Here is a 13,150-nt window from a genome sequence, read left to right as displayed (position 1 = left end):
GATGTCCCGCATCTTGATCGTCGACGACGACCCCCATATCCGAGAACTGGTCCGCTTGTTTCTGCATCGCGACGGCTTCGATACGACGGAAGCGGCGGACGGCGTCGAGGCGCTGGAGCGGCTCGCGACCGCGGGCGCCGCGCTGGCCGTCGTCGACGTCATGATGCCGCGCATGGACGGCTGGGCGCTGTGCCGGGAGCTTCGAGAATCGTACGACATTCCGGTGCTGCTGCTGACCGCCAAGGGCGAGACGCCCGACAAGCTTCGCGGCTTCGACCTCGGGGCGGACGACTATCTCGTCAAGCCGTTCGACCCCGCCGAGCTGGTCGCCCGGGTCAAGGCGCTGCTCAAGCGGTATCGCGTCGCCGCTTCGCAAACCGTCGACCTCGGCGGGTTGACGCTCGACCGGCGGGCGTTCGAGGTCGTCTCCGGGTCGAGGCGGTCGACGCTGCCGCTGAAGGAGTTCGAGCTGTTGTTCCTGCTCGCGAGCGATCCCGGGACGACCTTCTCTCGAGACAAGCTGATCGAACGCATCTGGGGGTACGATTACGAGGGAGACGAGCGCACCGTGGACGTTCATATCAAGCGGCTGCGGGAACGCTTCCCCGAAGACCGCGTTCCGTTCCGCATCGTTACGATCCGCGGCCTCGGGTATCGGTTGGAGGTCAAGCATGAGTAAGCGGACGAAAAGGAAGCTGTTCGCCGCCTTGGCGACGATCGCGCTGTTCGCGACGCTTGCGGCTTGCGGCGCAGGCTCGTACTTCCTGCTTCGCTGGATTTACGGCTGGACCGGACCGATCGCGACGCCTTGGTTGAATGCGATCGTTCATTTTCTGACCGGATTTTTCTTGTTCGGGACGCTCATGTCCGCGATCAGATTCGCGTTCCGTCATGGCCGCGATCGGCCGTTCCTGCAGATGGTCGAAGCGATACGCCGTATCGCCCGGGGCGACTTCGGCGTCCGGCTGCCGGCGGAGCTCGCGGAGGCGTATCCGGGCAACCCGTTCGTGCAATTGGCCCGCTCCATCAACGACATGGCGAAGGAACTCGACGAAACGGAGCGGATGCGCCGCCGATTCATCTCCGACGTGTCGCACGAAATTCAGTCGCCGCTGACGTCCATTCGCGGCTTCGCGCGGGCGCTGCGGCGCGACGTCGCCGGCCGCGAGGAGGCGATGCGGTATTTGGACGTCATCGAAGCGGAGAGCGAGCGGCTGTCGCGGCTTAGCGAGAACCTGCTGAAACTCGCCTCGCTCGAATCCGACGTCCATCCGTTCGAGCCGAAGGCGTATCGGCTCGACCGTCAGCTGCGGTCGGTCGTGCTCGCCTGCGAGCCCCAATGGAGAGAGAAGCGCATCGAAATGAGCGCGGACCTGCCGGAGGCGACGGTCGTCGCGGACGAAGACTTGATAAGTCAGGTTTGGATCAATCTGATCGGCAACGCCGTGAAATTCACCCCTTCGGGGGGGCGCGTCCGAATATCGGCGACTTGGGTCGGCGCGGGCGACGATACGGCCGTACGCGTCTCCGTCGCCGACTCCGGACCGGGCATCCCGGCCGCGGAACGGGAGCTCGTCTTCGATCGGTTCTACAAAATCGACAAAGCCCGCCTCCCCGGCGTACCGGGAAGCGGGCTCGGGCTTGCGATCGTGAAGCGAATCGTCGAGATGCACGGCGGGACCGTCGCCGTCGCCGATGCCGTTCCGATCATCGGCGGCGGAAGATCGGCCGCGGACGAGGATCGGCTCCCCGGCGCCGAATTGATCGCGACGATCCCGGCGTCCGCCCTTCGGCGCGACCGCTCCGGCGAATAAGGAGTCCGCTCCTTCGATTTACGACGATCGGATCCCGCGCGTGAAAATAAAAAAGAACGCCCTCCTCGGTCAGGAGAGCGTGCCGCTTGCGTATCTAGTTAAGGAAGACGGCTACCTTTATCTCGCCATGTCGGACGAACGCCCTTCGGCGCGGCCGCCCTGTCGAAGATAGAGCCCGTACGCGAAAATCAGCGCGCTTACGGCGAGATAGGCGAGATCGTACAGCAGCTCGTACGGATCGCCTTGTTTGACGTGGTGCAGCTGCAACAGATGATGATTGACGATGCCTTCGACGACGTTAAAGCCGCCGGCTCCTAGCAGCGCTCCGCTCACTAGCAGGCGCTTCCCTCTCGCGAGTCCGCCCGGGTGTCCGGCGCGCCATAACATCACCGCGGATACGGCCAACGCGACGACCGTGAACGCGTGGAATACCCCGTCGCTTACGATTTGCCCGTGCCGATGCGTATGCATATAGACGCTGTGCCATTGCAGCAGCTGATGAAAGACGATCCCGTCGAACGCGCCCGCGAGTCCGATCCCCAGTAAAATCCCGCCGTAATCTAGCAGCTTCAGTTTCTCCCCCGCCGTCACATCATACCGCCTCCGCCATTGTTTTCTACCATTCTTGCCTTTCTAGCGGAGGTTTATACGAATCTATGAATAAACTTCTACGGAGTATCGTTCGATCGCGCGGGAAAGTCGGGCGAGCGCCTCCGGTACGAGCGCCGGCGGCGTATGCGTGAAGTTCAGGCGCAGCGTATTGCGCGCCGGCGCGCCGGCATAGAACGGTTCGCCCGGCACGAAGGCGACGCCTTCCTCCACCGCCAGCTTCAGCAGATCGGCGGCGACGTACGTCTCCGGCAGCGACGCCCAGAGGAACATGCCGCCCGTCGGACGGTTCCAGCGCAGCCGATCCAGCGGTCCGCCCTGCAAGGCGGCGGCGAACCCTTCCATCCGCTCCCGGTACATGTCGCGGATAAAGCCGATGTGGCCGGCCAGATCCCAGCCGGTGACGAGCTCGAGCAGCGCCAGTTGATCCGCCGCGCTCGAGTGCAGGTCCGACGCCTGCTTCGCCTTCGCCATCATGCGGAGGACGTCGGCCGGTCCGGCGGCGAAACCGGTGCGCAGCGCCGGCGCCACCGTCTTCGAGAACGAGCCGAGGTACAGAACGTTGCCGTCGTCGCCGGAAGCGGACCCGAGCGCGGCGTCGTACTCGTACAGCGATCGGATGCGGTTCGCCGCGTCGAATCGGATGTCCCCGTACGGATCGTCCTCGATGACGAGCGCGCCGTATTTCCGCGCCAGCTCCGCGAGCGCGCGGCGGCGCTCCGGAGACCACGTCTTGCCGACCGGATTCGAGAACGTCGGAATGACGTACACGGCTTTCGGCCGATGCGTCCGCAGCTTCGCTTCGAGATCGTCCGGCAGCATGCCTTCGTCGTCGGAGTCGACCTCCACCGCCCGGCCGTCCGCCAGCGACAGCGCCTGCAGCGCGGCCAGATACGTCGGGCGTTCCACCAGCAGGACGTCGCCCGGATCGATCAAGACGCGGAACGCCAAGTCGATCGCTTGCTGCGAGCCCGTCGTCAGCAGCAGCCGGTCGACCGACGTACCGATTCCCTTACCTGCCAGAAATCCCGTCAACCATTCCCGCAGCGCGGGCACGCCCTCCGTCACGCCGTATTGCATCGCGCTCTTGCCGCGGGCGAATACCCGCTCGTAGGCGTCCCGAATCGCTTCCGTCGGGAACGAATCCTCCGCCGGAAGACCGCCCGCGAACGACACTACCTTCGAGCTTTGCGTCAGCTTCAAAATATCGCGCACCGCGGACGTCTGCGCCCGCTCGATCGTTTTCGAAAACCTTCTTTCCATTGCTCGTTCCCCGCTCTCGACTGTTATAATATTCTTATTAAATTACGACACGAAATGTATAACAGTAAAGATAATACTATAACAGTGCGCGTTATGTCGCTCTGGGATGCTGGGAGAGGACGGTGGAGTCATGCATATCGAATTGAATCGCCGGGCCGGCGTCCCGCTCGCGGAGCAGATCGCCCGCGCCTTCGAGGCCCGCATCGCGTCCGGCTTGCTGTCGCCCGGCGAGAAGCTCCCGTCCGTCCGCGCCCTCGCCCGCCTGCTCGGGGTGAGCCTCGTCACCGCAAGCAAAGGGTACGCCGCGCTCGAGACGAGCGGCGCGATCCGCTGCGTCCAAGGCAAGGGCTGCTTCGTGGCCCGGTCGAAGACGGCTGCGGCCCGCGCGGCGCCGTCGGATCTTCGGGACGAAGACGGCGCCAGGCATGCGGCCGCGGATCCGTTCGCCTGGCAGCACGCCGTGCCCGACTACTTGCCCCGGGCGCAGCTGTGGCACCATTACCAGAACGTCCCCGCAACGCATCAGCTGCATCTGTCCGCCATCCAGCGGGAGCTGCTGCCGTCCCGGGACATCATGAAGCAAATCCGGAGCCTCATGTCGGAGGATCACGCGCTGCTGACGGCGTACGGCTCCTTCCAGGGCGACGACGACCTGCGCGGCGCGATCGCCCGCCTGCTCGGCAAGGCGGGCGTCCGGACGTCCGCCGCGGAGCTGCTCGTCACGAGCGGCGCGCAGCAAGGCATCGACCTCGCCGCGCGCACGTTCGTCGGGCCCGGCGACGTCGTCGTCGTCGAAGCGCCGACGTATAACGGCGCGATCGACGTGTTCGCGAGCCGCGGCGCGCGCATCGTCTCGGTGCCCGTCGACCAAGACGGCATGGACGTCGACCGGCTCGCCCGCGTCTGCGACCGCGCGCGGCCGAAGCTCGTCTACACGGTGCCGACGTACCATAACCCGACCGGCGCGACGATGAGCGCGGCGCGGCGGAAGCGGCTGTACGAGCTCGCGGCGGCGATCGATTGCCTCGTCGTCGAAGACGATCCTTACAGCGATATGCACTTCGATCGTCCGCCCCCGCCCGCGATCAAGTCGTTCGACCGCACCGGCCACATCGTCTACATCAAAAGCTACAGCAAGCTGCTATCGCCCGGGTGCCGCATCGCCGCCGTCGCCGCGTCCGGCACCGTGCTCAGCCGGCTCGTCGCGGCGAAGACCGCCGCCGATCTCGGCAGCCCGCTGCTGACGCAGAAGGCGATCTACGCCTACCTCGCGTCCGATCGGTTCGCCGCGTACGCGCGGTCGATCCGCGCGACGCTGGCGGACCGGTGCGCGCTCGCGGAATCGCTGCTGCGGCGGCACGCCCCGAAGGGCGCGAAGTGGACCTCGCCGCAGGGCGGTCTGCACCTCTGGGTCGCGCTGCCCGACGGCTGCGACGACCGGGAGCTGACGCTCGCGGCGCAGCGGGAAGACATCGCCGTCCTGCCCGGGTCGGTCTGCTACGCGTCGGACGCTTCGCATCGGTACGTTCGCCTTTGCTTCTCCTACATGCCGGAGGAGTCGCTCGCGTTCAGCCTCGCGCGGCTCGGCCGGCTGATGCGGGAGACGCGGGCGACGTAGGCGGAGAAGTCCGCCCGCTACTGCCCGAGCTGCTCGATCTGCTGGAGCAGCCCCGCCATGTTGCGGATCGTCTCGAGCATCGGCGCGTTCGCGAGCTGCTCGAGATCGATGACGTTCTGATCGATCTGCTGCAAGTACCCGTCGATCTGCTCGCGAATCGTATCGTTATATTCCACCAGCTGCGCGTGAACGTCCTCCGCGAAAGCCGGCGCCTGCAGCGCGTTGAACGCCGCGATTTCTTCCTTCATGGACTGGAACTCGGTCTGCAGCCGATCGATCGTCTCCGGATTCGTCAACGCCTGCTCCGCCAGCACCGGCACCTGCTCGGCGAAGCGGTTCGCGTCGTTCACGAAGTCGGTCGCCTCCGTGGCGTAATTCAGCGTCGTATTGACCTGCTCCAGCATCGAGCATCCCGTCGCGAGCAGCGCCGCCAGAAGAACGATGAAAGCGAGTTTTCTTTTCATGAAACATCCCCCTTATCCGATTACTACGTTCCTTATCTATGTATACTGCTTCCGAGCGGATGACGTTTCACGGAACATGTTCCGGGAAGCCCGCATTGACGCGCGGCCTCGCTTTCGCGTGGGAAGCATATGCGCCGCCCCCAAGGGGAGCAGCTCACGCGGCAGCGTCGTCACTTCGGATCGAGATTCGCCTCGGTCCCGGCGTTGTCGGCAACGGATGTCGTTGTCAGCAAGACCTTTGCCTACGTCAGGCGAAGGTCTTTTTTATTTGCAGCAGGTGCAGGCGATCGGCGCGTTGTATTTGCTGTTTATCGCGGCGAATCATTTGTGGCGTAAGAAGGTAACGGCGTCAACCGTTCAGGAGACGAAGAAGCCGGCGAAGACCGGCGGATTCCGGTCGACGGTGATCAAGGTGGAGCTCGCCGACATCGCGTTCGCGGTCGATTCCATTCTCGCGGCCGTCGCGCTCGCCGTCGCGCTGCCGGCGTCTCCGCTGCCCGCCATCGGCGGGATGGACGGCGGCCACTTCCTCGTCATTCTCGCGGGCGGCTTGATCGGTCTCGTGCTGATGCGTTTCGCGGCGAACAATTGCGTTCGGCTGCTGGAGCAACGGCCCGGCCTCGAGAAGGCGGCGTTCCTGATCGTCGGCTGGGTCGGCGTGGAACTTGCGGTATACGCCGCCTCGCATCCGGGCCTCGCGCTGCTGCCGGAGACGTTCGCGAAGAGCGGCGTATGGAAGGGGATCTTCTGGGCGGTGCTTCTCGCCATATTCGCATGGGGCTGGTTCGGCGGCAAGGGCGCCGAGGAGAAGGCCGTCGCCGAGCAAGGGGAACCGCCCCTTACGGCAGCTTGTCCAGGTCGAGCGACGCGGCGGCCACATCCGCCCAACGCTCCCGCCAAGTAGACCAGTCGTCGTCGCTCTCAGGCGCGCCGGGCAGCCACGGCAGCTTGCCGATGACCGGCACGTCGGCGAAGCGCTCGATCATCATCGCGTTCTCTTCCATGATGTCCGCCTGGCCGTCCCGATACCCGTTCAGCACGACGCCGATCGGCTTCAAGCCGGCGCCGCGGGCGTAGGCGACGGTCAGCAGCGTGTGATTGACCGTCCCGATGCCGGGCCGGGCGACGATGAGCACCGGCAGCGCCAGCGCCGCCGCCAGATCGGCGACGACGCCGCGGTCGGTGAGCGGCACCGCGAGTCCGCCCGCGCCGTCGACGACCAGGCGGTCGCAGGCGGCCAGCCGGCCGGTGCCTTCCTCCGCAAGCTGCGCGATGGAGATGCGCGCCCCGATCCGCTGCGCCGCCATCCACGGCACCACTCGATCGGGGAACGCGTAGCTGAACGTCTCGGACTCGGGAATCGCAAGGCCGCTCCCTAAGACGAGCTTCGCGCTGTCGGGCAGCGGCGCCTCGTCTCGCACGCCGGTTTGCACCGGCTTCCATAAACCGACGCGGCCGCCTCCGTTCTCGTCGAGCCGGCGCTGGAGCGCCGCGGCGAGCACCGAAGCGACGTGAGTCATGCCGACGCCCGCGTCCGTTCCCGTAATAAACACGCCATGGTTCATGAGCTCACCGCCTTCTTTCGTACAAACGTTGTTGCCTTCACTATAGCAGGAAACGCTTTCGATGCATATCGTCCGATCCGGCCGGGAATTATTTCTCGACAGGTTCCGACAGGCTTGCGCCGGGTGCGCCCGCCGGAGTCCGGACATAGGCGCCGGTTCGACGGCGTCCGACGGCAGGGGGCCGCGCCGCCCCGACCCTCGACCGAGGATGTCGAAATTCCGCGATTTATTTCATTACTATATATTTCCCTTTCGCTTTCATGGGGGACCTTTTTCGTATAAACTTAAGTTCGTCTGTTCACTTCGAAGGCTAAGGGCCTTCCTAGTATATGCCGAATAATAACAATTCCATAGATGAAGCGCTGTTCGTTGTAGGAATCGGCGCATCGGCAGGCGGCCTGAAGCGTTGCATCTCCTCTTCGATTATATGCGGCCCGATACGGGAGCGGCGTTCGTCATCATTCAACACCTGTCTCCGAACTATAAGAGCTTCATGGCCGAGCTGCTGCAGCCGCATACGAAGATGCCGGTGCATATCGCGGTGCACGACATGACGCTGGAACCTAACAACGTCTATTTGATCCCCCCCCCAATAAAAGCATGACCTTGCAAGACGGCAAGCTCCAGCTGTCCGAGAAGCACGGCGGCCTGCATCTGCCGATCGACATCTTCTTCCACTCGTTAGCCGTCGACCGAGGGCCCCGCGCCGTCGGCGTCATTCTATCCGGCACCGGGAGCGACGGCTCCCGCGGCATCGCTACGATTAAGGAACGCGGCGGCTTCGTGCTGGCGCAGGACGACCGCTCCGCGAAGTTCGACGGCATGCCGAAGAGCGCCATGCTGACCGGCCTCGTCGACAACATCGCGTCGCCGGACGAGATGCATCGGAAGATCGCCGACTTCGTCAGCGGGAACGGGATCCGGCCGGACGCTTGGGAGCAGCCCGGCGGCGACGTGCCGACCGAGGAGCAGCTCGCCGGGCTATTCGACATGCTGAAAAACAAGACGACGATCGACTTCAAGGAATACAAGCTCGCCGGCGTGCTTCGCCGGATCGAACGGCGGATGGCGCTCAATCGGATCGAGGATTTCGACCAATACATCCGGCTGTTGGAGCGCGACGTGAGAGAAATCTCGCTGCTGCACAAGGATTTGCTGATCGGCGTCACGCACTCCTTCCGGGACGCGAAGGCGTTCGACGTCATCTCCGCCAAGGTGATCCCTCAGATCGTCGAACGGAAGCGGAACGAGGATTCGGAGATCCGCGTTTGGGTGGCAGGCTGCTCCACCGGCGAAGAAGCGTATTCCTTGGCCATTCTGTTCCAAGAGCATCTGCAGACGTTCGGCGCGTCGGTGAACGTCAAAATTTTCGCGACGGATCTAGATAAGCAGTCGATCGAGTTCGCGAGCCAAGGCATATATCCGAATGCGATCGCGCAGTCGGTCCCGCCGGAGCTGCTGCGGAAATATTTCGTGCAGCGCCACGACAGTTATACGATTATCGAAGACATTCGGAAGAAGATCATTTTCGCGCCGCATAACATCATCAAAGACCCGCCGTTCATCAACATGGACTTGATCACGTGCCGCAATATGCTCATTTACTTGCAGCCAAAGATGCAACAACGCGTCATTTCCCTGTTTCATTTCGCCCTCAACCCCAGAGCGTATCTGTTTTTGGGACCGAGCGAGACGATCGGCCGTCTAGGTGGACTATTCCAGGTGTTCGACAAGCGATGGAACGTATTTCAGCAAAACGAAGCGCCCGTTGGCAGCTCCTATAACGCCATCGGCATCTCCGATCAATTCAACGAAAATCCCGGCGCGGCGAAGCCGCAAGCCGAATCGAGCCCCACGGTACGCCAGCTGAAGCTGCAGCGCCGGACGGACGATCTGAACACCACGTACCTGGAAGAGCACTTCCCGCCCTCCATCGTCGTGGACGAGCATCTCGACACCGTGCATATGACCGGACGGATCGATCCGTTCATCGCGATGACGAAGGGCAAAACCGAGCCTGAACGTGCACAAGATGTTCCACAGCCACCTGTCCGTGGCGCTCGTGACGGCGCTGCACAAGGTTCGCAAGGAGCGTTCGGAGATCGCGTATCGCCACTTCAAGACGGGGATCCCGGACTTCCCGTCCGTCGACTTGACGATCCGCCCCTTCTCGACGACGAACAAGGCGTACGAGCATCTGCTCATCGTCATCTTCGCGAAGCCGCAGACCGAGCCGGCCGAGACGCTCGGCGAAGACGTGGAGCTTGCAAGCAGCGTGAACCAACGGGTGCTCGACCTCGAGCAGGAGCTGCTTCGCGCGGAAGAGACGCTGCAGATTACGATCGAAGAGCTGGAGACGTCCAACGAAGAACTGCAAGCGACGAACGAGGAGCTCGTGGCCGCGAACGAGGAGCTGCAGAGCGCCAACGAAGAACTGCAGTCGGTGAACGAAGAGCTGCTCACCGTCAACGCGGAATATCAGATGAAAATCCAAGAGATGACCGATCTCAACAACGACATGGACAACTTCCTGAGCAGCACGAGAATCGGCACGATTTTCTTGGACACCGATATGCGCGTCCGGCGCTTCACGCCGGCCGTCACGAAAGAAATTCATCTGCTCGACATCGACATCGGCCGGCCGATCTCTCATATCAAGCATCATTTCGAGTACGACGACTTCCTCGTCGACGCAGAGAAGGTGCTGCAAACCCTCGTCCCGATCGTAAAGGAAGTCCGCAGCCGCTCCGGCCGCTGGTACAGCCTTCGCATTCTGCCGTATCGAACGGCCGACCAATTCGTGCAGGGCACCGTCATTACGTTCGTCGACATCACCGATCTGAAGCTGCTGAACAACGAGCTGAAGATCAAATCGTACGCGATCGACCAAAGTCCGAGCATCGTGCTCATCGCCGACCCGAACGGTTCGATCGAATACGCGAACCCGAAGTTCTTCGAGCAGACGATGCTGACGCGAGAGGATATCATCGGCAAGCCTGAATCGATGCCCAAGGGCGGCAGACTCCATATTAAGACGGAGAACGTCCATGACCACAAGATCCGGATCTTGTTCATCGACGAAGGCATCGGCATTCCGAAGGAGACGCTCGCCCGGCTCGGCGAACCGTTCTATACGACGAAGGAGAAGGGCACCGGCCTCGGCCTCATGATCTGTTACCAAATCATCGAAAACCTGCAGGGCACGCTCCGTTTCGCAAGCGAATTCGGTCTCGGCATCTCGGTCGAAATCGTTTTGCGGCGTACCATCAGCTTGAGCCGAACGACGAATTCAACATCTAGAGGTTTGTAACGAGCTGCAGGCGGTGCAGCTTGTTTATGATTTCCGACTGCTCGCTTTCGCTCGGCATTCCGCCGCGAACGCGGACCCGTTCGGGAGCATCCGGATCGAGCCGTCCGGCAAGACGAGCCGCATGGGACAATCCGCAGGACCCTCGACCCGAATCGTAAAGTCGCCTTGCCCGCTTACCTTCCATTCCACGGAGACTTCTCCCCGCGTCGTAATCACCTTCCCGCGAGCCCATTGCAAGCTTCCGATGCACGGCTCGATCGCAATGATCTCGAAACCGGGTTTCTCCGGGCGCACCCCCAACACCTTCGCCGGAAAATCATGCAGCGGCAGCGCGCTCCAGCCGTGGCATTCGCTTCTTGAGGACGTCGGATCACCCGTCTCGGGCAACGTTACGGGATTCACCTTCAATATCTTCCGCCAATGATCCCATAGTTCAGGATACTCTCCATACATGCCAGCCTTACTCAACGCTTCGGAGACGTAGTACATCATAGACAAAGAAGGAGATGCTTCCTCGAGCCGCGGATCCGCGAACGTTCTCTCGAGCAGTTCCCGCGCCTCGGCCCCTTCGACCGCGCTTGCAAGCACGCACCAAATTTGCGTATGTACGGAATACATCTCGTAGTCCGGCCCGTCGCGAAGCATTCCGCGTTCTTCCGACCAACAAGCCGACAGGACGGCGCGCCTCATTCGGATCGCGCGCTCCCTCATCTCATCCGCCGCATCCGTCCAGCCGCTCCACGCGTACAGCTCCGCGGCCCGCTCCAACGCGGCGATATACATCAGAGTGTGCAATGCGAGCGGACCGAATTTCGACGCTTGCGGCACGCCTCTCTCCCAGCCCGCCCTCCAATCGATATAGTTCCAATACGCATAAGGCATCATGCCGACAAGCCCGGAACCGTCCACCCGACGCTCGTACCAATCCAATACAGCGCCCATCGTATGCCGATATCGCTTGACGACGCTTAGATCGGCGAAGTGTTTATAGTGATCGTGAAGCATTTGGATCCAGTACAAGGAAAATGACGGAATCACTTGCGGCCATGCCGAAGGATATCGGCTCTGCAGCATCCCTGACGGCAGCATCGAGCTGTGATAATCGAAGAGCGCCCGACGGGCCAGCCTGTCGTCATTCGCAAGGTAATAGGTGTATAACGATTCCAAGGCGGTATCCATCGTGTACTGCAGCTGCTCGTAATAGGGACAGTCCTCGTATGTCTCCCCCATACACTTGTGAAGGGTGTTTATGGAAAGTCCCCATAGTCGGTTGAGCTCCGGATCGGAGCATTCGAACTCCGTCTTTACCTGCAGTGGATATTGACGAGACCGGAAGCGGAATCCGTGAAGCAGCATCGGCTCCTCCGCCGTCTCCACTTCGATGCGGACGTAACGAAACACCCGGTACCAGAAGGGCTCATAGCATTCAAGAGCCGCATCCGCTCCTTTCGTCGTCCCCGCACCGGAAACCGAATACACGTCCGGAACGCCGAGCAAGGTGCCCTCGGCGCAATCCCGCATGCCTTTCTTTCGTTGCTGCGAAGTGGAATCCGGGGCTTCATAGCATTCAGCAGACAGAAGGGTGATCCTCCCCCCGTCCCCGCCGCTGACTTCCACTCGCAAATACCCGGTCATCAGATCGCCCGCGTCGACCTCCGCCCATACCCGCCGCCTCGGGCCGATGTGCAACGGTTCCGCCAGGAGGCGATCCGAGGCATTCAACCATGCGTCCAACGCCTCCGCGGAGCATTCCCAGCCTTCTGCCTTCACCGTCCGAGCGAATGTCGCCTCCCGTTCGACAAGCGGCGGAACCGGGCGCTCAGCCAGCGACCATGGACCAAGCTGCCCGAACGGATCCGCCGTTCCGCAGACGACCGCAGCCGGCCGCCAGGCCGTCTCGTCGCAGCTGAGCAGCTGCCAATTCAAGGGGATCGCTTTCCCCTCTACCCGCTCCATACCGCCTATCCACGGGTTAAGGCCGACGATATCGCATCGGTAGCCCTCGTCACGCTTCGTTACCCACCCCGGTTCCGCCCCTGTATGCAGATGCTCCAGCGCGGTACCGCCGGCATCCAATAAGGAACCCTCAAGCCAAAAGCCGCCCGATCCCGATCTCTCGATCGATAACGGCCCGTCATGGCCTATTCGGAACGGCGAAGCGGTCGCGTAATGCAGCACTTTGGCCGACAGCACGTTCCAGCCTGGCCGAAGTCGATGGGACAAGTCGACCGACTCGTAATAATGCGTATGCCGGTCCCCCTTGCACGGGCCTTCGCCGACGGAGTGACCGTTCAAATAGAGTCGATACCGGCTGTCGGCTGAGACGCGGACGATCAAGGTGCATCGCCCAGCCTCGGGAACCTCGAACCTACGGCGAAAATAGACAAGCTCGTGGCTTGACCGGACGGGTTCCGCGTTCTGTCCGAATGCCGTTCCCTCCCAGATCCACTTCGCGATCCAACGCTGCGTATCTTCTTGGTCCATGCCCCGCGCCCCCGCTTCGATCG

Annotated in this window: 11 protein-coding genes and 2 pseudogenes; 7 read left to right on the top strand and 6 right to left on the bottom strand. The window is 62.5% G+C overall.

The annotated features are described in order from the left end of the window. The first annotated feature begins 1 nt into the window (after position 1). Positions 2-679: a response regulator transcription factor gene (locus RIN49_RS04855; protein WP_309119036.1), complete on the top strand. Its 678-nt coding sequence runs from the start codon at positions 2-4 to the stop codon at positions 677-679. Next, on the top strand, positions 672-1,814 hold the full coding sequence (locus tag RIN49_RS04850) for a sensor histidine kinase (RefSeq protein WP_309119035.1): 1,143 nt from the start codon (positions 672-674) through the stop codon (positions 1,812-1,814). The genes RIN49_RS04855 and RIN49_RS04850 overlap by 8 nt, the downstream gene beginning before the upstream one ends. A gap of 117 nt (positions 1,815-1,931) precedes the next feature. On the opposite strand, the gene RIN49_RS04845 is transcribed toward RIN49_RS04850, so the two are convergent. Both RIN49_RS04845 and RIN49_RS04840 read right to left on the bottom strand, forming a co-directional pair. Further along, positions 1,932-2,405, bottom strand: a complete 474-nt coding sequence (locus tag RIN49_RS04845; protein ID WP_309119034.1) for a DUF2243 domain-containing protein — start codon at positions 2,403-2,405, stop codon at positions 1,932-1,934. A gap of 63 nt (positions 2,406-2,468) precedes the next feature. Then, positions 2,469-3,686, bottom strand: coding sequence for an aminotransferase-like domain-containing protein (locus tag RIN49_RS04840; protein WP_309119033.1), 1,218 nt, complete (start codon positions 3,684-3,686; stop codon positions 2,469-2,471). 130 nt (positions 3,687-3,816) lie between these two features. Between RIN49_RS04840 and pdxR the strand changes: the two genes are divergently transcribed. After that, positions 3,817-5,304, top strand: a complete 1,488-nt coding sequence (gene pdxR, locus RIN49_RS04835) for a MocR-like pyridoxine biosynthesis transcription factor PdxR (protein WP_309119032.1) — start codon at positions 3,817-3,819, stop codon at positions 5,302-5,304. A gap of 17 nt (positions 5,305-5,321) precedes the next feature. Here pdxR and RIN49_RS04830 read toward each other — a convergent pair whose 3' ends face one another. Then, positions 5,322-5,768, bottom strand: a complete 447-nt coding sequence (locus RIN49_RS04830; protein ID WP_309119031.1) for a DUF6376 family protein — start codon at positions 5,766-5,768, stop codon at positions 5,322-5,324. Positions 5,769-6,042: 274 nt separating this feature from the next. Between RIN49_RS04830 and RIN49_RS04825 the strand changes: the two are divergent. Next, a pseudogene (locus tag RIN49_RS04825) lies at positions 6,043-6,672 on the top strand (TerC family protein); the annotation flags it as partial. Here RIN49_RS04825 and bioD read toward each other — a convergent pair. Next, positions 6,608-7,333 carry a dethiobiotin synthase gene (bioD, locus tag RIN49_RS04820; RefSeq protein ID WP_309119030.1) on the bottom strand — a complete coding sequence of 242 codons (726 nt, stop codon included), beginning with the start codon at positions 7,331-7,333 and terminating at the stop codon, positions 6,608-6,610. The pseudogene RIN49_RS04825 and the gene bioD sit on opposite strands and share 65 nt — an antisense overlap. Before the next feature lie 406 nt (positions 7,334-7,739). On the opposite strand from bioD, the gene RIN49_RS04815 reads away from it, so the two are divergent. Both RIN49_RS04815 and RIN49_RS04810 read left to right on the top strand, forming a co-directional pair. Further along, positions 7,740-7,937, top strand: a complete 198-nt coding sequence (locus RIN49_RS04815; protein WP_309119029.1) for a chemotaxis protein CheB — start codon at positions 7,740-7,742, stop codon at positions 7,935-7,937. Then, positions 7,934-9,013 (top strand): annotated as a pseudogene (locus tag RIN49_RS04810) (CheR family methyltransferase); the annotation flags it as partial. The gene RIN49_RS04815 and the pseudogene RIN49_RS04810, both read left to right, overlap by 4 nt. A gap of 33 nt (positions 9,014-9,046) precedes the next feature. On the opposite strand, the gene RIN49_RS04805 reads toward RIN49_RS04810, so the two are convergent. Then, the gene (locus RIN49_RS04805; RefSeq protein WP_309119028.1) at positions 9,047-9,364 is read right to left on the bottom strand and encodes a hypothetical protein; all 318 of its coding nucleotides are present in this window, start codon (positions 9,362-9,364) and stop codon (positions 9,047-9,049) included. Between the two features lies 1 nt (position 9,365). Between RIN49_RS04805 and RIN49_RS04800 the strand changes: the two genes are divergently transcribed. After that, a complete protein-coding gene (locus tag RIN49_RS04800; RefSeq protein ID WP_309119228.1) occupies positions 9,366-10,643 on the top strand; it encodes a PAS domain-containing protein in 1,278 nt (425 codons plus the stop codon). 24 nt (positions 10,644-10,667) lie between these two features. Here RIN49_RS04800 and RIN49_RS04795 read toward each other — a convergent pair whose 3' ends face one another. After that, a complete protein-coding gene (locus RIN49_RS04795) occupies positions 10,668-13,127 on the bottom strand; it encodes an alpha-L-rhamnosidase-related protein (RefSeq protein WP_309119027.1) in 2,460 nt (819 codons plus the stop codon). Positions 13,128-13,150: the final 23 nt, after the last annotated feature.

The organism is Paenibacillus sp. (assembly GCF_031177825.1).
GTDB lineage: Bacteria > Bacillota > Bacilli > Paenibacillales > YIM-B00363 > Paenibacillus_AE.
This window is presented reverse-complemented; position numbering and strand designations above follow the sequence as displayed.